The organism is Alphaproteobacteria bacterium, assembly GCA_033344895.1.
In the GTDB taxonomy this organism is placed as follows: domain Bacteria; phylum Pseudomonadota; class Alphaproteobacteria; order UBA8366; family Aestuariispiraceae; genus Pacificispira.
Genome location: JAWPMN010000001.1, coordinates 2,240,001 through 2,261,878, shown reverse-complemented (window position 1 = coordinate 2,261,878; position 21,878 = coordinate 2,240,001). Strand labels below are relative to the sequence as shown.

Below are 21,878 nucleotides of genomic sequence, written 5' to 3'. Positions count from 1 at the left end.
TTGAGTTGCAGAAGGGCCGCGCCACAACCAAATCAAATTGTAAGAAGAGCGTTGCCGACCCTGTTTGTGCAAACTAAAGCATAGGACTATGCGATAGCGGGTCGGCAACAATACTTATTGTAGGCATTATTCAATAAATATTCCACCCGTCAGAGAGTATTTTTGTCTCCATCCATAAACCTTCGTGCAAACTAAACGAAGGAATATGCGTTATGGAGACGTTACGTCTGCTATGGCGGCTTGTCCGCTTTTTCACCCTTGAACTTCCAATCCTGCTCATCGCTGTCGTCTTCGGCCTGACCTTGATACGCGACTTCGATCTGGAGCGAACGCTTGAGCTTCTGACCTGGTTCGGCGCCGGCCTCGGGGCGTTCGCTCTCCTGGGGCTCATCTGGCTTCTGCGCCCCCGCGCGCCTAACGCCTACGGCACAGCCCACTTTGCCGATCGCAAGGCGCTGCGGAAGGCGGGCCTGCATGGCAAAGGTATGATCATCGGCAAGAAGGCCGGACGGTTCATCCGCTTTAGCCAGCCGGGGCACCTGCTCACCTTTGCGCCGACACGCTCAGGCAAAGGCGTCAGCGCGGTCATCCCCAATCTGCTCGATCACCCCGGCTCCGTCGTGGTGACAGACATCAAGGGCGAGAACCACCGCATCACCGGCGCGTACCGAAATCGCCTCGGGCCGGTGCTGGCCCTGGCCCCGCTCAATCCAGAAGTCGGCAACGCCACCATCAATCCGCTGGATTTCATCCGGACGGGGACGGACTACGAAGTCGATGACGCCCGCCTGTTGGCGGAGATGATTGTCGCGACGGACGGCCCGGAGCCCAATCACTGGGAGCGCGAGGCGCGCACCCTGATTACCGGCCTGCTCCTCTATATCGTCAATGCCCTGCCCGCCGAGAGACGTAACCTCGCCGAGCTGCGCAACCTGCTCATGTGCAACCGCGCTGTTTTCGACGCGCACCTGGACAATATGAGCGAGTGCGCATCCTCGGTCGCCGCACGTATCGCAGACGGCTTCACCCAAAAGGAAGATCGCGAGCGCGCCTCCGTGATTTCCACGGCACAAGGTGCGACGGCTGTCTTCGAGAGCCCACATCTTATCCGCACCACCGCGACATCGAGCTTTCGGTTCGAGCAACTGAAGGACGGTACGCTCTCGCTCTTCATCATCGTGCCGCCGGAGTACGTGAAGGCCTATCAGCCGTTTCTGCGGCTCGTTGTCGGCCTGGCCACGGCGGCGATGACGCGCAACGTCACCATGCCTGCCCATCCGGTGTTGTTCCTGCTCGATGAGCTGCCGGCGCTGGGCTACATGCGCCCCATCGAGGATGGCATCGGATATCTGGCGGGATACGGGGCTTCCCTGTGGCTGTTCGTCCAGGACCTCGACCAGCTCAAGCAGACCTACCGCAAATGGCGCTCGATGATCGCCAACTGTGCGGTACGTCAGGCCTTCAACGTGCAGGATACGGAAACCGCGCAATTGATCTCGGGCATGCTGGGTCAGCGCACGGTCAAGGTGCGGAGCGAAGGTCACACCGGACGCTTTGGAAGGCTGGGCCTGCCGAGCACCTTCAGCGCCAGCCGGACAGAAGCACCACGTCCGCTGCTGTCCGCCGATGAGGTCATGCTGCTACCGGGAGACAAGGCGCTGGTGTTTGTCCAGGGCTGCCGGCCCATCCTGGCGGAGAAAGTCCGCTACTACGCCGAGCGGCTTTTCAAAGGCCGGTGGCGACCGGCACGGCGCAAGAATGAGCACTCTCAACTCGACCTGACGCGGCAACTGCGCCTGGCTGAAAAGTAGAAGACCGCCCCCCAGGGGGACGGTCTCGTTCGATAACACGGAGTAGCGCCGTTGCGGCGCCCTCCTCCTAGTGCACGACCGTGGGCTTTTCGCCGTATGCCACGTCCTTGCAGTAGCCACCGGGCTTCTGGATGACGCTGGCCTCACCGGCCTTTGCACCCAGCCGTTGACCCAGATCGATCAACAGCGACGGCGCTTTGCAGCCGCGCGGCAAGTCGGCGCGTGATGCCTTCATCTCCCGAATCACTTCGGGCAAGGCTTTGTACATGTCGTACATTTCGGCGGTGTGAATCGTCTCGCTGACGAAACGACGCACGCTGAAGTAAGGCCGAAGCCAAAGGCCCCGGATGAACAGGATCAGTTTCATGGCTGCATCACCACTTCGTTGCCGAAGCAGTGCCCTTCGAAATGATTGGGGAAATGCAGACCGAGTCCGCCTACACCGGAAAATCCGGAGGTTTGGTATCAAGCGGAAGGCACGTCAAATGACGCGCAGATGTTTCGGTCTACATAGGCTTATGCAGACCGGGATAAATGGCAGCGACTTTTAGCTGACCGGGAGGCTACGCCCCCTTGTTGGAAATACGCCCTTCCAGCTCCTTGCGGTCGGGCTGTTTTTCCCAATAGGCGCGGTGCTGGGCCTCGAACTGGGTCAGCTCATCATCGGCATACTTGAAGCGAAGGCGCGACTTGATAGGCGGCGCGCCTCGGGCGAAGACGACCTGCTTGTCGTCATAGTCCGGTCCCATCAGCTCCTGCGGCGTGGCGAGCGGCGTCTTCTCGCCGGTCAGGCTCGTTACCTCGCCAAGGATGCCGGAAATATACTGGGCCGTGCTCGGGTCGCCCGGCTTGAAGAACATCTTCGTCCGGCAGTTGGCGATCAGGCTGCCGGCCTTCGGGTACGTGCCCGTGAGTTGCACCAGATCCTGCGCAAAGAGCCACAGGCGAATGCGCGCCGATCTGGCAATGGCGATGACGTTCTCGATCACGTCCATGTAGCCGAGCTGCGGCAGCTCGTCCAAAAGGAAGAGCGTCGGCGTGGTGATGTCCCGCCGCTCGCCCTGGGTTTCCTTTTCCGTCTCGGCGGCTGCCTTGGAAAACTCCTTGAGGATGACGCCGATGATCACCCGAAGGACGCCGGCATAGGTTCTGATTTTGTCCGTCGGAATGACGATGAAAATCGAATCCCCATGCCCGCGCACGTAGGCGTGCTGTACGGCCCCATCCTGTCCCTGGAAGGCCTTTAGGGTGGGGCCGGCCTCGTCGGGGTTCATGCTCACATAGATGTCGCCGGTGTCCTGCTTGAGGAAAATGCTCGCCGGATGGAAGCCGGGCGTCGTCTCACTGGTCGCGCGAGTGATTTCGTCCGAGCGCCAGACATCCAGGTGGGTGTCGAGATTGAAGATCACGCTTTCGCGGGTCTTCTCCGGCAGGCGGGAGATGCGATTGGCCAGCTCCAGCATCCGCTCGTCGCCCATCTCCTTCAGGCTGGTGAGAAACTCCTGATACTCCTCCTCCGACGGGGCCAAGAGGCGGCATACCTCGCGCATGTTCTGGAGGGCGGGCTCGCGTGTCTTCTTGACGTACAGCATCAGCCCGGTGACGAGATTGACGGCGGCGCTATCCCAGATCGGATCGCCCTGCGCGGAAGAGCGGACAAGCAGGTCCGCCAGCACACGGGCATCGTCATAGGTCTCCACGTAGTCCAGCGGGTTGAAGGCGTCGGTCTCGTCGTCGAACGGTGCCCATTTGTAAACGTCACCGCACCAACGGCGGAACCAGGCCGTCTCGCGGTAGTTCTCCCCCTTGGGGTCGAGCACGACCACCGGTCCCTTGTAGTCGAGCAGTGTAGGAATGATGTGCGCCTGCCCTTTGCCGGCGCCCGTCGGTGCAACGGTCAGCAGGTGCCCTTCCCCGCTGAATTGCAGGAGCGCCTCACCATCGCCGAATTGCTCGTCGAACCAGCCCAGCCATAGCACATCCCAGGCTGGTGTCGCGGTGGACATACCGGCCCTGGCGATGTCGTTCTCGACCGCCCAGGCAACGCCCTTGCCGACGCGCTTGATCTTCTCCTGCAAATTCGGCGGGCACTGCGGGATGATCTCACTCAGCAGAATGCGCTGAAGGTCGGCGTCATTGTTTTCGACCATGGCCTTCCAGAGGTCGAAAATGCTGGTGTGCTGTTTGATCTCCTCAAGCAGGTGATAGAGCTCCTGCTTGGCCGGCGACAAGGCCCGATAGAAGGCCATGTCCTTGTCCATCTGTGACGCCTGATACTTGGGCTTCGTGTCCTTGTTTTTGCCGAAGAGCCAACCCAACATGCTCGCCTCCGTCTCAACCGACCCGATTATTCCTTTTAAAAGACTAAACCCGACTAATCATCAAATAAATCCAAATCAAGGTCAAAAGCCCGGCCTCGCTCGCGCTGTTTGGTGCGCTCCCGTTTGCGCTCCTCGTAGCGGTTGCGCACCCGCTCAAGCTGCTCCTTGCGCTCGTCGGTGAGGTCGCTCTGACGGATGGCCTTGCGGGTCACACGACCCAGGGCCTTTGCCCGCCGGATGAAGAGCGCCTTGAGGGTTTCCTCCAACCCTTTGCGGGTCAGCCCTTTCTCGTGCAGGCCGTCCAGCTCGCGCTTGGAGCGCTCCACGTCGGCACGCGCCCGGTCGATCTTGGCGCGGATGTCCTGAAGGATGTCCTGCGACTTGCGGAACTTCTCATACTCGCGGGTAAGCTTGCGTGCCTCGCGAATGGCTTCCTTGCGCCGGTCGTTGTTCTCGAAGAAACGCACGTCCTTGAACTCGCCCAGCTTGAAGCGCTCGCGCTTCGTCCGCCGGAAGGCGGAGGCGACCTTGTTGGGATTGAGCGTACGGTGGCCGTGCAGCCTGCCCAGCAGAAGCGGGTTGTCGCGGATCATCTGACCGGCCCGCGCCATGCCGTGCTTGGAGATCAACTCATCCCACAGGCCGGCGGCCTTGTCCGGGTCTCGGTAGGCCTTGGCGAACGTGCCCAGGAAGTCACCTTCCCGTTTGGCCAGCCAATCGACGGCCTTGCCCTCCCGGCCTTCGTGATAACTCAGGCGACGGCGGGCATAGGCGTGCTGCTTCTCGGTCTCGCGATAGGTGCGGTCCACCTGCATCCAATAGCGGGCGTCGGTATCGGCCAGGTCGAGGTCGTAGGCCGCATCGCCCGTGAACTGCCCGCGCTCGGCACGCTCGCGGGCGGCGTCCATCTGACCTTTCCAGACACGCTCGGCGGCGCGGCGCTCATTTGCCGGCATCTTCTCGAAGTCGGGCTTCTCAGGCAGCGCCTGGTCAACCTTGCGGCCCTGCTCGTCGGCCAGCTCGTGGGCACGCGCATGCGACCATTCCCGATAGCTCTGGCCGAACTGCTCCTCCAGACCTTTAAGACGGATACCCCGCCCCATCTGCGAGAGCTTGGCCACCTGACGCCCATCGGTAATCACCGCGCCCTGCCCTTTGGGCATCAGCGTGAATCCCTTCGCCGCGAGACGAGACTCCAGCTCCTTCCAACTGGAGGCCTCTTCGAAGTCGGCCCCGATGGTTTCGCGAAGGTCTTTCGTCTGCTCCTTGGAGAAAGGCTTATCAGGGAGGCGCTGCTCGCGCTCGGCCTGTTTCTGCTCGCCATCGGTCGGTCTGGGCCAGTCTGTGAAATCATCCACCTGGAGCCGCTCTTTCACGCGCTCCAGGTCGCGTTCCATATCCACGCCCCAGTGATCGACCACTTCCAAGCCCAGGTTGCGCTCTTCGCGCTCCAGCACCGTGTTGATGCGCTGCCAGTCCCGCGACGTTGACCAGGCCTTGCCGGTCTCGGGGTGGACGCGATTGACGATGATATGAACGTGCTTATGGCCGGTGTCGTTGTGGGCGTAGATGGCGGCTTGATGTTCCTCCAGGCCCAGCTCGGTGAGCACCTTGTCCGCGACCTGCTCCATCGTCTCGCGATCGAGCTTCGACGCATCGCCCTTCGTCCAGGAGATAGGCAGATGCAGCACGGGCTTTTTTGTCCGGCTGGAGAGGTTGGCCGTCGCCCGCATGGTGCGGCCGATCTGCCGATGGTCGTCGTTGGCGGCAAGCCCGCCGAGGTTCCGAGTGGAGCACCACTCGACGCGCTCGGGGTTCTTACCCTCGCGCCCTCGGGAGAGATACGACAGGCACCCCCTGAAGCCGTTCCCGTAGATGGGCTTGCCGATCATCCGCCCGCCTCACCTTGTACCGGCCTCTTCCTCGACCGCCCGCAAGGCGGCGAGGATGTGGTGGAGGCAATCCTGAAGCTCGGCGGTCTTGATATCCCGCCCCATGTTGGCCAGTCGTGCGATGCGATTGAGCGCGGTACCCTCGGCCCGCAGGTGCTCGATGGCGCGCTCGCTCACCCGTTCGATGGCCTCCCCGTTGTGCAGACGCCGATAGATCGCCTGGGCCTTCTCAAGGGCCTGTTCGGTATCCTTCCCGCCAAGAGCGCGAGCAATCTGGTCGAGATTGTTGAGCACCATGATGAGCTGCCGGTGGGCATGGTCGGCCTTCCGGCTGCGCCGGGCGGACGGTGATTCACCAAGCGCCAGGGCGCGCAGGAACGGGCTCAGGTCGCCGTTGCCCTCACGGCGGGCCCGGGCCGCCACCTGCTCATACTCGGCCTCCGTGAGCAGCACCTCGATGCGCTTGGTGCGCTTCTCGTTGTCGTCGAGTCTTGGTCTTGCCAGGACAAAATCCTCCCATATCACCTGCGGGGATATGCAAGGACAACATCGCCTTGAGCCGCGTCAGCGGCGAATGTGCGTGTCGTTTTCAGCCATAAAAAAGCCCCGCATGCCGACAGGCATCGGGGGTTTTGATCCGGATGAAAACAGTCCTTGCTCCCCGTTTAGTCTGCACATAACTATTATGGGAGCGGCTGCTAAGTCCTTCAACCGTCTATAAAAATACTATAGCAGCAACGACTTGCAACTGCACTCAAAAAATCTCCATCCTCAACGGGGACGCTCAACACGCGTCAACAACGGTACCACCGTTCGATACCCATAGGATTAAAAAAGAAACGTATGATGTATCAGTAGCAACTGGTGCTGCTGTACGAGCCATTGTGAATGGTAGTACAATTAATATGCATTGGCTGGTTCCAACCGCTTGCAGGAGCTGAATAGGCCGGTGTCAGTTGCTGCTGCTGTTGCTGCAAAGCACCAAGATAGGCCTGAACCGCTTGATTGGCATTCGCTTGATAAGTCTGCATACAAGCAAGATATCCATCGGTTCCTGGAATATAGCCTGCGTCTTGGCAGTTTCGATCCCAAATAGACGCACAACCACTCAAAACAATACAAAATAAACAATAGTATATTACTCTCACTTCTGGCACCCTTTCCTAAATTAATTTTCGTTTTATTATATTTTTAGGAAATTTCCAAAATAATTTAGCCCCGCCACCGAAGTGGCGGGGCCAGATTGTCTAGCGGTTCCAGATGAGGACATGCTTGTCCTGACGCTCAATCAGGTTGGCGTAGACCGGGGCTGCGAAGGTCGGGTCGTCCAGCTTGAGCGAGACGTAGTCCTTGCCCTTGCCCGATGTGCGTACCCAGCCCGCGCCGATCTCGGTCGTGCCGGCCATCACCCGGAAGTCGGGGGTGTTCTCGCCGTCCAGTGCCGTGGGCACGATGCTGATCTTGGCCTTGAGGCTGAGGGTCTTCAGCTCGCCGCTGAATTTGTCGTCCGCCTTGGTGAATGTTCCGATGATTGCCATTGTCTTACTCCTTCCTTGTTCTGAAGGACGCGCCTGTCGCGACCTTTCCATGGCCGACGGAAGGCCGCTGCCAAGGCCGGGCGCTGCACCTGCAAGGCCGTAGTGAAACGGAGGACCGGCGGCAGGCGCTTTTTTGCTTCGCGAGGAAAGCCGAAGGCTGGGGAAAAAAGAGACGCCCCGCCGGTTGCGGCGCACGGCGCAGCGGTCACGTGGTCCATGAGAAGGAAAGGGCGCGCCGGTCGCGATGTGATTTGGAAGGTGTCAGGCAATGCTGGCGGAACAATGCCGGGCGGCGACATCCTCTCCGGCTTGGAGCGTCCCCCCTAGCTCTGGCCATCAAGCGCACCCTCACGGCATGGCGAGGCGCCCACACCGGCAATGGCCGCACGCCAAGCGGCGAAGGTTTAACGCACACATGCGCCGGCAAGCCTCTTCTCGAAAGCCTGGATGATTGGTCTGTCTGCCTCCGGCCTGCCCAACCGGGTGTCCGTCCTGAAGGGCATCTGGCATGTCATCCCGCCCGGCAACCGCGCCGCCCCTGTGGTGGCGGGCAGTCAGGGCACAAGGCTGCCTGGCGGGATTGAGACCTGCCGCACAAGCCCCATCGCGAGACGGCCACCACGGTGGTGGCCAGAACCAAATGGAGGCTTACGACATGACAACCATCGGCACATTCTTCAAAGAGGGTGACGGCTATCGCGGTTTGGTATCGACCGCATCCGTCCAGGGCTGCGCGCGCATCACGCCCGACCCTGCGGAGCCCGGCACCTACGTCCTGACCGTCGGCGGGCACGTGTTCGGCCACGCGCGAGCGGACGCTGACGGCCTGGCCGTCACCATCCATGCACCGCATGCTCCGGCTGGGGGCTGGGCGCGACTCATCGAGCGCGACGGCTATCTTGTATTGTCGGTCTAAGCCAAATATGAACGGCCCCGCAATCGCGGGGCCGTCAAACTCTGCTGACCAACATAGTGAAGCAATCTCAATTCGCAAATAAACTGTATTTTGAAAGGTTCACAGAGCCGTGCTGCAATTCGTACTCCGTTACAAGTTCTTGTTGCATAACAACAGCCTCATCGCAGAGAAACTCCCAATTTCCTTTTCCATATGCTTTCTCTTCCTCTGCACCAAATGGCCGTATGAACAACACCCCCATACCAATATCTAACAAACCAGACTCAAGAAGATCTTCAAAATAGAAGCCGCTTCTTAGCATCTGCTTTTGAATCTCGCTCCACCACCAATGTGGCAAATTTGATTGAAATCGGATTGCATACCTTACATCAATGAACAGAAATCTCTTGCAGTTTACGCCATATAAATACTCATATCTTTTATTATCTTCTATTTTATAAATATCAAGAAGAGTAATGCTTTTTAAAATCATAATCGAGACACCTGTTTATTGTATTTTTCATTATAGCAACTATTTTATTTGACAAAACATGTCTATTAGTTTGTTTTCAGAATATTTTTACTATAAATAGACTAGACGCCTGATTCCGGAATACCTCAAGAACGAAAGGCCCCGCAATTGCGGGGCTGTTCCCTCTTGGTGCTCAGGCGACGATACGGCCCCGAGTACGGGCCTCATCGGCAAAGGCCGAAAGGGTCTTGGTCGGGTGAAAGTGGCGATCGCGCTCCACCGGCAGGCCAAGCTTGCCGCGAACTGAAGCAATCTCCGAAATCCGGACGCTGCCCAGCTCCGGGCAGCCGAAGCCCAGGTCGCAAAGTCCGAAGGCGATATCCGGCTCTTCCGGATCAACCTCCGTCAGAAGCCAGGTGGCGGCACCGTCAGGGGTAAAGAGCTTTACCACGGGCACCAGGTCCAGCTCACGTTCACCTTCGGCGAGCCGGGCGGCATTCCTCCGGCCATTCTCCAGAAGCTTCTGCTGCTGCGCTTTGGTTATCAGTTTCATCATTCAATCTCCCATTGTTGGTTGTCCCCGAAGGGCTGGGAGACGAAAGGCACGGCCAGGGAGCGCGCCGTCATGGCCAACACGGGCGCGTGAGCGCCGGCGCGGGCAGGCCATTGACGGCAAGCGGGGCCGGGCTAAACCCAGCCCCTCCCCTTGGGGGCAACCGTGGGTGATTTCAGATGAACGGGAAAACCGACGCAGCGCGGCGACCTAAGAAGGGGGCGTTGCGGGGTCGCCCCGCTCGAAGGGGTAGCGAAAAGCCGCCGGTGCGGATTGCAGCGAGGGGAAGGCTTTCCACCTCAGGGAAACATCAAACCCTTTGCCTTAAGAATTGCGTCGAGCCTAGTAGCGACGATGGCACTGTGATCCCTATGAAATTCGATAAAGACACCCGCTAGCAAAGGAGTTGGATTTACGCGGCCGGCCAAGACGTTCGGATCGGCAAGATTTCCAAGGCCAATGACCGCACCGCCACTCATGCCTCTTAGATTCACGGATGAAACTTTCCGCCCGGTCGCGTCTAGGGAATATTTCGCGTTCTGCGAGATGAGTATGTGCTCCATGCCAGAGACGCCCAATTTCTGAACAAGGTCGGAGTCCTGCTTTGCGACACCGGTATGGTGAAACAGCGTGGCCGGTGCAATTCGGTTCTGATTATCTATCTTCTTGTTCTTAGAGTTTGGATAACCAATAGAGGTATAGGTCTGGCCTGGCACATAGCCTATATTCCGCTCAATGTTCTCGCCGTTAATGAACTTGGTCCCCGCCAATGCGGCGACATCGCTATCGGGAAGCTTCCCAATCGCAAAATCAAAATGATCTGCATCTCGATCACCATCCGGCTTGATCGTGGCGTAAAAATCCATGGAAAGCTGATGTAACTCTCCATCGCCAATATAGAGGCTGGACACATCATTCCAGTCGATGACGTGAGCTGCCGTTAACAGGTAGGGCGTGTCACCCTGCTTCAGCGCAATGCATGAGCCTATGTGTTCGGGCGAACCTCGCAACGTACTTGCATAAATCGGCCTTACGCCATCCCGGAATAGTGAAGCGGCATTATCCGCCAATTCACAAATACGCTCGCGGCTTATGTCTTTTATTGGTTTGAATTCGGCCATATAGCCTTTCCAACGCCTATGGTACGACGCGATTGAGATTGTGTCCGGCAAGAAGTGGTGAAGGGCTGTACGCGTCGGTTAGCATTAAAACGTGTTTCTTTGCTCTGGTAATCCCGACCCTCAGCAACCGTCGGCTCTTCATGTGCGGTGCCGGTTCGTTGTCAGGGGACAAAGGCGACATACTGTTCCCAAGGTGCAGGATGATGACGCCATCGAACTCCTTGCCCTTTGACTTGTGCATGGTCATGACGTTGATGCCGGTCAGGTCGCCATCGCTGCCCATGATTTGATCTTCAGTGATCGCTGCTTCGATGAGTGCGCGTGCGCCCTCGTATGAATCGCGCCGCTGCCAGACCTGTGCCAAGGCATCCGAGATGCGGCGTCCTCGATTGAAGCCCATCAGATAAATGACTTGGCGCGCGACAAACTGAAGCTCGGCTGTGCCACTAGCCTCAAACAAGTGTCGAACCGTGAGCCAGTCCTGACTGGGGTTCCCACTCAACGGATTTGCCTTCAAATGCTCCAGAATACTTTTCAGTGAGGGCGGACACTTCGCATTCCCCCGCACCCGCCCTTCCCGAGCATCGCCGGCATTTCGGGTGAGTTGGTCAGCCTTCTTGGCGTTTCCACGCGCCCGATACAGCTCGGCAATCAATTCAAGCCCGGTGGTCAGAGTCCCCCACACATCCTCAATTGGTTCTAGACACAGCGCAACGACGCGCGTGGCAAGGAGCACCTCGGCTTCGTCCATGACAACACGGTGAGGAATTTCTTGAACGCCGTCGCCGCCCTGGAGAGCGCGGGCAATGATCGTCACGCCTTTACCCCAGTTGGTCAGGTAGCCAATGCTCTCTGGCGGGGAGCCGGTGGAGTCGGTGATCTTTTTCCAAAGCATGCCAACGGCGGCTCGAATGGCGCGGTCACGCAAAGCGGCATCCGGACGGAAAGACAACTGGCTGACGCCGTTGTACGCGGAACCACGAGGTGTCTGCGCGAGGATATCATTCCCGAACCTCACGATCTCGGCGCCGGGGCTGCGATTGTTCTGAACGCCAAGGTCTACCTCTAAAGGCGCAAGAGCTGCCATGATCTGCTTAAGGCGCTCCGGACTTACATCCCGTCTGAAGTCATAAATCTGCTGTTCGAGGTCCGCGAGACAAACCAGCTGCGTGAGACCGGCGAGCGCTTCCATGCAGGCCCATTGCTCCGTGCCGGTGTCCTGCGCTTCGTCCACGATAATCAGCGGATACCGGTCCGCGATCAGCTTCCTGTGCGCGGCGCTTCCGTGAAGCAGCGCAAGTGCTTTTGGGGCGAAAAGGTCGAACGCGATACGGCCCTCTTCTAGAAACAGGCGCTCCCGCTCTGCATCCCAGGCCGGGTCGTCGTCCTTGGCACCGTTGCGTAACGCCCGTTCGTCATGCGGAGGAAGCAAGCAAACCGGGGACACGGCGCCAAGGAGATAACCGTGCCCCCGTACAATCTGCCAACAGAAAGAATGGAAGGTCTGGATGTCGAGATGCCGGCGAGACTCTTTCGGCAGATCCTTTCGGGCGGCCTGCGCAATGCGCGCAACCGCCGCACGAGAGAAGCTCAGGAACAATACCTTCTGACCCGGCAACAGGCCTGTGCCGATCCTCATCAACGCCTTGCGGAGCGCAACGGTCGTCTTCCCGCAACCTGGCCCGCCCGTAACAAGGACATGGCCATCGGCGTCAAGAATACGGTCACGGTCAGGGCAGGTAACGAAAGTCATGCATCCGCCTCGGGCGCAGCCTCAGCTGGAGCGGCGGGGATAGCCGCGTCGGCGGCTGCAACTTCCACCCCTTCGTCCGCCACTCCGTCATCCGATGCGCCGATATCTGGCACCTGTGGGCGCGGAAACAGCGCATAGATTTGGTCGAGAAACCCGACAATGCTCGGCGGAAGCTCGTTGACGGCGCAGCGCTCGATCAAATCGGCGGCGCGTCCCCAACCCTTGCCGTCCTTCAGCACCTGGCGCGTGAAATCCCGGACCTTGTCGTCCTCTGGTCGCGCGGCCGGAAGAAGGATTTTGGGTGCGATACCTGCGTTCCGCACATGTTCGAGATACGCCCATTGATGGTCGGGTGGCACCTCGGCGGCAAGCAGGTCTTCCATGCCGGCGTAAGCGGTCTCGTTGATGATCTGGAAGCCGGCCTGTTCCAAAGCGTCCTTCTCTTTCTGTGGTCGAACCTTATTGTCGAAGAAGGCAAAGGTCGGCAGGTCCAGGGAGACGAAGAAACGACCGAATTCCGCGATGCTGCCATCGCCGTCGGTGGTGATGATGGTGACGCCGGAGAGATCGAGTGGGTAACGGTTTTCGTCTCCGGCTTCGAGCTTTTCGGCAACCGCCTGAAGAGCGAACTGCTCCGTCATGCCCTCGGCAACGATGACACCGCGCCCCAGCATGGCTTCAGCAAAGCCACGACGGATGTAGCGACGGTAGGTCTTGGCTTTCACATCCGCGCCAAGTGTGACGCGCTTGCCCGTGACGGTCGCAGCATTGTCGCGGCGCAAGATAAGGATGCGGTCGGGATCGAAGGTCTCGATGACATACGGCGAATGTGACGTGACGAAGCACTGGGTCGTCTTTGTCAGCAGGTACGTCGCAATCCGCCGCTGGGTGTGGGGCGCAAGCGCAATCTCCGGCTCCTCCATCGCAAAAATCACATTCTCTTCTTTGAGCTCGGCGATGAAGCTAAGAAGTGCCAGCACCAGCGTGTTAAGCGTTCCTGTGCCGACATCCTGAAAAGGCACTGGCTTCTGGTCTTCAGTGACAGAGATGAAAAAGCTCAATGTCTTGCGGAGGTGCTCCCGCGTGAGCTGCGACACGAACAATCGGGTCGCCGATCCGGGGTTGGCGATGGAGATATATTCGGCGAGGCGCGCTTCGATGGTTTGGAGCACTGGCGTTAGCTTTGCCGCCCCCTCCTCGATCGGCGGGTCCAGTGTTTCGAGACGGCGGCGGACATGTTCCCAGATACCTGTCTGAAGGCTCTGGATGCGAAGGATCACATCAAGGAGCGAACCACGTTCCAAACTGAGCGCTCGCGATCCGGTACGGAGAGCGCGGAGGTAGAGGAAACCGAAGGAACGCTTGATGATTCGAGGGACGCGACTGTCGTCCTCGTCTTCGGGATCGTAGGCTTTCGCGTAATGCGTTGCTGCCTCGAACTCATCTTCTTCCTTATTGTACCGGGCGATGGTCAGGAGGCGCAGGCACCAGACGAGACCGGCCCCGTCGACTTTGTCCAGTTCACCTTGGCCCAGAATTGTCCTCGTCGCCGGGTTCCAGCGCTCAAGGTAGTTCGCGCATGCCTTCTGGACTGTCGGCGTCACGTCCGTCAGAAGAACCTCGATACGAATTTCTACAGGCTCTTCGTTTTCGTCGAGATAGGCCGCGTTGTAGAAGTCGAATTCTTCGACGACCGGAAACCGGCTTTGACGGTCGGGGCCGAGCGCAAGCTCCAGGGCTTCACATACTGTCGACTTGCCGATGTTATTACCCCCGACGAACAGGGTATGTCCGTCGAAGTCGAGTTCAGCGGCCTTGATTCCCCGGAAATTACTTAGTTTCAGGCGGCTGACCTGCATCCTCCCTGCCCCCCTATTTCATTGTCTCTCCATTTATTTGCGGCTCACTTATGGCAATTCCTGGCCAGCGGCGCTCTACCTTCACTCTACCGCAAGTAGCGAAAAAATACACAGTCGAATAACAGCGAATGTATTCCGAAAGGCTGCAAGGAAGGGTGTCAAACCTAGTCACAGGAAAAGAGGCCGCCTAAGCGGCGGCCTCGGTTTCAACCGGCTGGAGGTTGGCCAGGAAGTCGGTGGCCTTGGCCGCCTGTGACGCGGCGGTGAAGATGGCCTTCTTGTCGGCCTTCATGACGTTGAGCCAATGCTCGATATAGGCGGCATGGTCCAGCCGGGGCTCCGGCGTAATCCCGATGTCGGCGGACAGGAACGCTGCCCCCAGCTCGGCGACAAGCTCTTCCATCGCGTAGGCCTCGTCACCGAAGCGCTTGCCGAACTGGCGATCGCAGCGGCGCTTGTGCCCCGTCCAGTGGGTCAGCTCGTGAAAGAGCACGCCGTAGTAGGCCTCGGTGGGTGAGCTGGTCTCGGTGCCGATGAAGATGTCGCGGGGCGGCACCTGAATGGCGTCCTCGGACGGGCTGTAGAACGCCCGCGTGCCTCCGTGCCGAACGATGGCCTTGGTATTGGCCACGAAGGACTCGGCCTCGGCAATGGCAACGGCAGGGTCGGTGATCTCCGGCTCGGGAAGCTGATAGCCGTCCACCTGGTCGGCGTTGAAGACACAGCTCGCGCGGGCGAAGAGCCGGGTGCCGGATTCGGTCTCGCCGGTTTCCGGATTCTGCTCGTCCACGTCGATCTCCTTGTAGAAGACGACCATGGAGGCTTTCTCGCCCTTGCGGACCTGAGCGCCTTTGATCTGCCATTGGCGGTAGGTGCCCCAGAGGCCGGTGGCGAAGTTGTTCATCTCGGCCGCGACCCAAAGGGCCAGAACGTTGACGCCACGGTAGGCCTTGCCGGACTCGATGTTGGTCGGTCGGGTGTGTGCCACACCGGCGCGGTGCCAGGGCATCTGGAAGTCGCCGGCGCCGTCCTCGATGGCGGCGATGATGCGGTCGGTGATGTGTTGATGGATGTCGATGCGGTTCTTGCGGGGCGAAGTCATGGTGCCTCTCCTTCTTGGCTTTCAAAGCCGCGCCCATCGCGGCCTTTCCGGCTGCCGAAGAGGCAGGGGCAAGCACGACGGCCACACCCATCAGGGGCCGAAGCGAGAAGCGGAGGACGTAAGACAGACGGTTTTTTTGTTGCGCGAGGAGGCCGCAGGCCGGGGAACAAAACCGGCAGGCGCACGTTGTGGCCGGCGTGGCACCTGCCAGGACAGCCGAGAAGAGAAAGGCCTCGTTGGGTCAGCGGCGATGCAAGAAGGCTAGAGGCACCCTCGCCCCGCCCAGACATCGAACATATCCGGAAGCACGCCGATCGCTCGATCAGCGCTCGATGATAGAGACTTGATTTTGCTTTTGTTTTCCGGCTGTGACAAACTGCCCATTACTGTAACAGCGGTCAACCCTACGGTTGTAGCGCCCGAAAGCCTTTAATCCCAAAGCCGTTCTGCGATGTGGCGCTCTTCGACGCCGACCGCATTTCCATAAATGGCGGTCGTTGCCATGTCCGCGTGGCCCAGCCATTTCTGAAGCATGTTGAGCGGCACGCCGCGTTCGAGAGCAGCGACACCGAAGCCGTGCCGCAACCCTTTCGGCGTTGCATGTGGGCCTTCGATGCCAGCTTGCTCCATGACTTCCTTTACGCGCCGATAACCTGTCATTCGGCACCACGGCCATAGGAGCGTCTTTTCACGCTTTCGCTGGCGTCCGTGTACGGCGTGCACCTTTTCCAGCTCGTCCAGGAGTTGGCGTGAGACCGGCACTGCGCGGTGACTGCCATTCGTCCGCTTCTTAAGCGTCCAGAAGATGATAACGCCGGCCTCAAAGTCGATGCGGTCAATGGTGAGTGCCAAGGCTTCCGACAACCGTCCTCCGGTTTCCTTCAGCACCCAGCAGAAGGTGAACACGTCCGGATCGCAGCGCTTCGCCGCGCGCATGAACGCCTGACGTTCGGCATCGGTGAGGTATTTCCGGTGTCCCGCCTCGTCGTACAGGCTCCATGACATTGATAGTCTTCCGCTGTTGAAGGCCCACCCTCCACAACTTGTTGATTCCACATGCGGAATCGTAACACGGCGGCAGACGGCCCGGTGACAGTAATGGGCATACTGTCACTCCTTTCGCGGGACCCAGTGTGGCCGGAAGGTGACACGTCGGTCACGCAACCGTCTGATTTCACCTGTCTGGAGACTGTCCCATGAACCTCACCCCTGCCCGAGCACTGGCTCTTTCCGCGTTGCTGCTCACCGCGTCCGCCTGCGAGGCGGAATCCGACGATGCGATCCTCATCGAACTGACGAAGCTCACGCCAACGGCGATGGGTACCTGCGTCGTCGATTACACGATCCAGAACAACACGAAAAATCGGCTCACAAAGTTCGTGGTGTCGATGAATTGGACAAAGCCCGATGACGACGGCGGCGGTTATTTCGATACGGTGATTTCCGCCGAAAACCTGCCACCCAAAGAAAAGAAAATGCAGAAGAATTCGATTGCCCTACCCGATGGCGGTGAATGCGCAAAACTTCCGGAACCTTGGGTTTCAAGATGGCATGACTGCAAGTTGGAGAACGTCCCCGAGGGCGACTGCCAGGACGCGGTTGTCGTGCGCGCATCCTACTAGGCGCTACTGATTGAAGGAGAGATTACCCAATGGCCCCGAATAGAGCTCAAGCCTTCATCTATCTTACGGCCGGCGTGATTCTGGCGGTCGTCATGCTGGTATTTTTCGAGAAACGTCTTGGTGTCTGGATTATCAATCCGGTAGGGATTGCCATTCCGACGCTGGTCTACTTCGTCGGATGGTTCGTCGTCGCCATCAATTTCCTGATGGCCGTATGGTTCCTGCTGAAAGGCTCCGGCAACAAAGAAAGCGGATAAGGACCGCTATTCCTCACCCGCATCGTCCTGCGGCTCCTCGTCTCTCATAGCATCGAGAAATCGACCGGAGCGCGCAGGATCGATGCGCTCCGCTTGGGCGAGCGCCCAAGCGCTCCAGGTGTCCAGGTCGTCCTGTGACACGCTCACGTCGCCCGAAGCGACTTGCGCCGCAATATCCCTCACGTAGGTACGAATATCCGCCGCCATCCGGAAATTGGCGGCGTCCCGCATTAGCCTGTCAATGCGGGCCTGCTCCAGTGCCGCAAGGCGCTCCCGCTCTTTGCGCTCGGCCTCTTCCCTTCGCTTGCGTATCTCTTCGATCAGCCTGATCTTGCGCTCGACCATCCACTCGTAGTGCCGCTGTCGCCCTTCCCGATAATGCCGCTCGCCGGCGATGATCAGCTCGGCAACGATGTCCGTCAGGTGTGTTTCGAGTTTCGCCTTGTCGGTATCCTCCCACGTCTGATCCACGCCCGAGGACGGCCCGCCGGTTGAAATTGCGAACCGCAGCTTGGTCGAAGAGCCTCGGGTCTCGATGCCTGTGCGTCTGTAGGGGTCCGGCTTCTGACTGGTGGCGTCCAACGTGAAATGAACGCGGGTGTCGTTGATCATAACGTCGAGGTCACGCGCGTCCTTGCCCTGAAACGAAGGCCGCATGCCAGCCCTCTCCAAGGCCGTGAAGATGGCGTTGAGGACGCGGAGCCGGCGCTTCTCGAACGGGTCATCGAACAGGGGCGCATCCCAGCTCGACGGAAAGCGCGATGCGAGCTGCTTCTGCCGCCGTTCTTCGTCGGCGTCCAGCAACCGCCGAATCAGCCGGTGCGCTCGCTCCGGAAACTTCGGGACCGTGACGTTGGGAAGGTTGGCCCGTACCTGCGCGGTCACGTCCTCCAGGTTATCCTCGAACACGGGCGGTACGGGCTCAAAGGCAAGGACTTCCTCTTCGGAGTAGGACCGGTAGTAGCTGTAGCGGCTGCCGCCGACCTCGATCGCATTCGACATGCCTGGGCCGCGCGCCGGCAGCGGCGTCTGCGTGACCTTCTTGCCGGCGGCGAGCTTGGCCCAATAACCACGCGGCGGGCGGGGAATGTTTGCTTTCTTGCAGGCCTTGGCCAGTCCGACATCCGAAAGCTCGAATTGGCCGGCCAGGGTCTTCATCGGCTCCGACCAGATGAGATCGTAGAGCTCCTGACGTGTGAATGTGTGTCGTTTCATTTCGATATAGACTTTGGGCTCAACAGGGCGCGGGCGTAACCCACGCGCCTCCGAATTTGTTGAAACATATTGGAGACGAGTGTGCCCAAAGTGTGCCTGAAACGCAAAAACGCCTTAGCCGTTTCTGGCTAAGGCGTTGATATTGCTGGTTGCGGGGGCAGGATTTGAACCTGCGACCTTCAGGTTATGAGCCTGACGAGCTACCGGGCTGCTCCACCCCGCGTTGGGGTTGGGTATTGGATCATGGTGTTGGTTCCCATGGAAGACTTGGCGGCGACCTACTCTCCCGCGGCTTAAGCCGAAGTACCATTGGCGCAGGAGGGTTTCACGGCCGAGTTCGGGATGGGATCGGGTGCTGGGCCCTCCGCTATGGCCACCAAGTCGTCGATGGGAACCAAGAGGAAGTATTGAAGCGTTTTTGAGTGTTTTGCGTGATGGCCGGATCCATTGGATTGGACGGCGTCTCTCGCGAGATTGTCTATTTTGATTTGGTGCCCACTCGCCTAAGCGTTCGGGTAGATCCTGTTTGGGATTTACCGTCATGCGAAGGGGAGATGGAAGCCATTCGAGCAATTAGTACCGGTAAGCTTCACGCATTACTGCGCTTCCACACCCGGCCTATCGACGTGGTGGTCTACCACGGCTCTCAGGCGAGACCTGGTTTTGAGGGGGGTTTCCCGCTTAGATGCCTTCAGCGGTTATCCCGTCCATACATAGCTACGCGGCAGTGCCACTGGCGTGACAACCGCTCCACCAGAGGTATGTCCATCCCGGTCCTCTCGTACTAGGGACAGATCCTCTCAAGTCTCGAACACCCACGGCAGATAGGGACCGAACTGTCTCACGACGTTCTAAACCCAGCTCACGTACCTCTTTAAATGGCGAACAGCCATACCCTTGGGACCTGCTCCAGCCCCAGGATGAGATGAGCCGACATCGAGGTGCCAAACACCCCCGTCGATGTGGACTCTTGGGGGGTATCAGCCTGTTATCCCCGGAGTACCTTTTATCCGTTGAGCGATGGCCCTTCCACGCGGGACCACCGGATCACTAGGACCGACTTTCGTCTCTGCTCCATCCGTCGATGTCGCAGTCAAGCGAGCTTATGCCCTTGCACTCGTCGAGCGATTTCCGACCGCTCTGAGCTCACCTTCGCGCGCCTCCGTTACTCTTTGGGAGGCGACCGCCCCAGTCAAACTACCCACCACGCAGGGTCCCGGACCCGGTTTCACGGGCCGCGGTTAGACAACAAGAGCGTCAAGGGTGGTATTTCAAGGATGACTCCACCGAGACTGGCGTCCCGGCTTCAACGTCTCCCACCTATCCTACACATGACGGTCCTGTTGCCACTGCGAAGCTATAGTAAAGGTTCACGGGGTCTTTCCGTCTGACCGCGGGAACTCCGCATCTTCACGGAGAGTTCAATTTCGCTGAGTCCGCGTTGGAGACAGTAGGGCAGTCGTTACGCCATTCGTGCAGGTCGGAACTTACCCGACAAGGAATTTCGCTACCTTAGGACCGTTATAGTTACGGCCGCCGTTTACCGGGGCTTCAATTCGACGCTCTCACATCTCCTCTTAACCTTCCGGCACCGGGCAGGCGTCAGACCCTATACGTCGTGTTAGCCACTTCGCAGAGCCCTGTGTTTTTAGTAAACAGTCGCCACCCTCGTTTCCGTGCCCCCTCACACTGGTTGCCCAATGCAAGGGCCCCCTTATCCCGAAGTTACGGGGGTATTTTGCCGAGTTCCTTCAACGCGGTTCTCTCAAGCGCCTTGGTATACTCTACCATCCCACCTGTGTCGGTTTCGGGTACGGTCTATTCTCGAGGCTATTTCCAGGGACCGCTTCATCGCCCGTCCAATCCGATAAGGACGAACAATCACCACGATCCGTCAACTCCCGAGAGGCCCAGGAATATTAACCTGGTTCCCATCGACTACGCCTTTCGGCCTCGCCTTAGGGGCCGGCTCACCCTGCGCGGATTAGCCTTGCGCAGGAACCCTTGGGATTTCGGCGAGAGTGTTTCTCACACTCTTTATCGCTACTCATGTCAGCATTCGCACTTCCGATATCTCCAGGACCCCTCGCGGGTATCCCTTCACAGACCTACGGAACGCTCCGCTACCACTCCATTAAGGAGTCCGCAGCTTCGGTGTACGGCTTGAGCCCCGGTACATCTTCGGCGCAAGGCGGCTTATTTAGACCAGTGAGCTATTACGCTTTCTTTAAACGATGGCTGCTTCTAAGCCAACGTCCTGGTTGTCTTGGCCTCCTCACATCCTTTCCCACTTAGCCGTAACTTAGGGACCTTAGCTGGCGGTCAGGGCTGTTTCCCTTTTGACGACGGACCTTAGCACCCGCCGTCTGTCTGCCTGGATTGCACTCTTCGGTATTCGGAGTTTGGTTAGAGTCGGTAAGGCTCGCGCCCCCCTTCCCCATCCAGTGCTCTACCCCCGAAGGTGAGACCAGACGCGCTACCTAAATAGCTTTCGCGGAGAACCAGCTATTGCCGAGTTTGATTGGCCTTTCACCCCTAGCCACAGGTCATCCCGGAACTTTTCAACGTTCTCGGGTTCGGTCCTCCAGAGCGTGTTACCGCACCTTCAACCTGCCCATGGCTAGATCACTCGGCTTCGGGTCTAATCCGACGAACTCAAGCGCCCGTTTAAGACTCGCTTTCGCTGCGCCTACACCTATCGGTTTAAGCTCGCTCGCCAGATTAAGTCGCTGACCCATTATACAAAAGGTACGCGGTCGACCTTGCGGTCTTCCACTGCTTGTAGACGTTCGGTTTCAGGGTCTCTTTCACTCCCCTCATCGGGGTGCTTTTCACCTTTCCCTCACGGTACTGGTTCACTATCGGTCGCATGGGAGTACTTAGGCTTGGAGCGTGGTCGCCCCATGTTCAGACAGAATTTCACGTGTTCCGCCCTACTCAAGGACCTCCATGATGCTGTTTCCGTACGGGGCTATCACCCATTATTGCCCAACTTTCCAGAAGGTTCCGGTTACACCATAAAGGCCACTGGCCTGGTCCGCGTTCGCTCGCCACTACTAACGGAGTCTCTTCGATTTCCTTTCCTACGGGTACTAAGATGTTTCAATTCCCCGCGTTCGCCTCCGACACCTATGTATTCAGTGCCGGATACCCCTAAGGGTGGGTTTCCCCATTCGGACATCCCGGGATCAAAGCTCTTTGGCAGCTCCTCCGGGCTTATCGCAGCCTAACACGTCCTTCATCGCCTCCATGCGCCAAGGCATCCACCAAACGCCCTTGACTTACTTCCATCCCGCCCCCGCATGAGGGTAAACCCCATACAAAAGCGGGTACCATTTCCAAGACGTCTTGCGAGAGACCGCACCGACCAAAACCCGAGATCGAGCCTAAGCCCGAACCGGACACGGATCCGGTACTTCTCCACGCAAAACCCAGAAGTCGAACTCAGATCCGGTGCATCTCTAAAA

17 protein-coding genes, 1 tRNA gene and 2 rRNA genes are annotated in these 21,878 nt (G+C 58.8%); 4 read left to right on the top strand and 16 right to left on the bottom strand.

All coding sequences use genetic code 11. The features are described from left to right. Positions 1-212 precede the first annotated feature (212 nt). Positions 213-1,811, top strand: a complete 1,599-nt coding sequence (locus R8L07_11035; protein ID MDW3206058.1) for a type IV secretory system conjugative DNA transfer family protein — start codon at positions 213-215, stop codon at positions 1,809-1,811. Between the two features lie 67 nt (positions 1,812-1,878). Here the strand turns inward: R8L07_11035 and R8L07_11030 are convergent, their stop codons facing one another. The 5 genes from R8L07_11030 to R8L07_11010 all read right to left on the bottom strand — a co-directional run bounded on the left by R8L07_11030 (position 1,879) and on the right by R8L07_11010 (position 7,562). Beyond that, entirely contained in the window at positions 1,879-2,178 is a 300-nt protein-coding gene (locus tag R8L07_11030; GenBank protein MDW3206057.1) for a hypothetical protein, read from the bottom strand. A gap of 196 nt (positions 2,179-2,374) precedes the next feature. Beyond that, positions 2,375-4,132, bottom strand: coding sequence for a type IV secretory system conjugative DNA transfer family protein (locus tag R8L07_11025; GenBank protein MDW3206056.1), 1,758 nt, complete (start codon positions 4,130-4,132; stop codon positions 2,375-2,377). Between the two features lie 53 nt (positions 4,133-4,185). Further along, the gene (locus R8L07_11020; GenBank protein ID MDW3206055.1) at positions 4,186-6,024 is read right to left on the bottom strand and encodes a relaxase/mobilization nuclease domain-containing protein; all 1,839 of its coding nucleotides are present in this window, start codon (positions 6,022-6,024) and stop codon (positions 4,186-4,188) included. Positions 6,025-6,033: 9 nt separating this feature from the next. Then, positions 6,034-6,549: a hypothetical protein gene (locus tag R8L07_11015; GenBank protein MDW3206054.1), complete on the bottom strand. Its 516-nt coding sequence runs from the start codon at positions 6,547-6,549 to the stop codon at positions 6,034-6,036. 722 nt (positions 6,550-7,271) lie between these two features. Further along, entirely contained in the window at positions 7,272-7,562 is a 291-nt protein-coding gene (locus R8L07_11010; protein ID MDW3206053.1) for a DUF736 domain-containing protein, read from the bottom strand. 655 nt (positions 7,563-8,217) lie between these two features. On the opposite strand from R8L07_11010, the gene R8L07_11005 reads away from it, so the two are divergent. Beyond that, positions 8,218-8,478, top strand: a complete 261-nt coding sequence (locus tag R8L07_11005) for a hypothetical protein (protein ID MDW3206052.1) — start codon at positions 8,218-8,220, stop codon at positions 8,476-8,478. Between the two features lie 67 nt (positions 8,479-8,545). On the opposite strand, the gene R8L07_11000 is transcribed toward R8L07_11005, so the two are convergent. From R8L07_11000 to R8L07_10970, 7 genes are all read right to left on the bottom strand, one after another. Beyond that, entirely contained in the window at positions 8,546-8,950 is a 405-nt protein-coding gene (locus R8L07_11000; GenBank protein ID MDW3206051.1) for a hypothetical protein, read from the bottom strand. A 172-nt stretch (positions 8,951-9,122) separates the two neighbouring features. Further along, positions 9,123-9,482, bottom strand: coding sequence for a DUF2958 domain-containing protein (locus R8L07_10995; GenBank protein ID MDW3206050.1), 360 nt, complete (start codon positions 9,480-9,482; stop codon positions 9,123-9,125). 299 nt (positions 9,483-9,781) lie between these two features. Beyond that, on the bottom strand, positions 9,782-10,603 hold the full coding sequence (locus R8L07_10990) for a hypothetical protein (protein MDW3206049.1): 822 nt from the start codon (positions 10,601-10,603) through the stop codon (positions 9,782-9,784). Between the two features lie 16 nt (positions 10,604-10,619). Then, entirely contained in the window at positions 10,620-12,356 is a 1,737-nt protein-coding gene (locus R8L07_10985; GenBank protein ID MDW3206048.1) for an ATP-dependent helicase, read from the bottom strand. Then, positions 12,353-14,215, bottom strand: coding sequence for an AAA family ATPase (locus R8L07_10980; GenBank protein MDW3206047.1), 1,863 nt, complete (start codon positions 14,213-14,215; stop codon positions 12,353-12,355). Before R8L07_10980 ends, R8L07_10985 begins: the two co-directional genes overlap by 4 nt. A 187-nt stretch (positions 14,216-14,402) precedes the next feature. After that, positions 14,403-15,317: a zincin-like metallopeptidase domain-containing protein gene (locus tag R8L07_10975; protein MDW3206046.1), complete on the bottom strand. Its 915-nt coding sequence runs from the start codon at positions 15,315-15,317 to the stop codon at positions 14,403-14,405. Between the two features lie 429 nt (positions 15,318-15,746). After that, complete coding sequence (locus tag R8L07_10970; GenBank protein ID MDW3206045.1) at positions 15,747-16,322, bottom strand: site-specific integrase; 576 nt, start codon at positions 16,320-16,322, stop codon at positions 15,747-15,749. A 191-nt stretch (positions 16,323-16,513) separates the two neighbouring features. Here R8L07_10970 and R8L07_10965 point away from each other — a divergent pair, with 191 nt between their 5' ends. Both R8L07_10965 and R8L07_10960 read left to right on the top strand, forming a co-directional pair. Further along, positions 16,514-16,939 carry a hypothetical protein gene (locus R8L07_10965; GenBank protein ID MDW3206044.1) on the top strand — a complete coding sequence of 142 codons (426 nt, stop codon included), beginning with the start codon at positions 16,514-16,516 and terminating at the stop codon, positions 16,937-16,939. Between the two features lie 29 nt (positions 16,940-16,968). Continuing rightward, the gene (locus R8L07_10960; GenBank protein MDW3206043.1) at positions 16,969-17,196 is read left to right on the top strand and encodes a hypothetical protein; all 228 of its coding nucleotides are present in this window, start codon (positions 16,969-16,971) and stop codon (positions 17,194-17,196) included. Positions 17,197-17,202: 6 nt separating this feature from the next. On the opposite strand, the gene R8L07_10955 is transcribed toward R8L07_10960, so the two are convergent. The 4 genes from R8L07_10955 to R8L07_10940 all read right to left on the bottom strand — a co-directional run bounded on the left by R8L07_10955 (position 17,203) and on the right by R8L07_10940 (position 21,702). After that, positions 17,203-18,354, bottom strand: coding sequence for a hypothetical protein (locus R8L07_10955; GenBank protein ID MDW3206042.1), 1,152 nt, complete (start codon positions 18,352-18,354; stop codon positions 17,203-17,205). Between the two features lie 203 nt (positions 18,355-18,557). Further along, a tRNA-Met gene (locus R8L07_10950) sits at positions 18,558-18,634 on the bottom strand. 42 nt (positions 18,635-18,676) lie between these two features. After that, positions 18,677-18,792, bottom strand: a 5S ribosomal RNA gene (rrf, locus tag R8L07_10945). Positions 18,793-18,963: 171 nt separating this feature from the next. Then, positions 18,964-21,702, bottom strand: a 23S ribosomal RNA gene (locus tag R8L07_10940). Between the last annotated feature and the right edge of the window lie 176 nt (positions 21,703-21,878).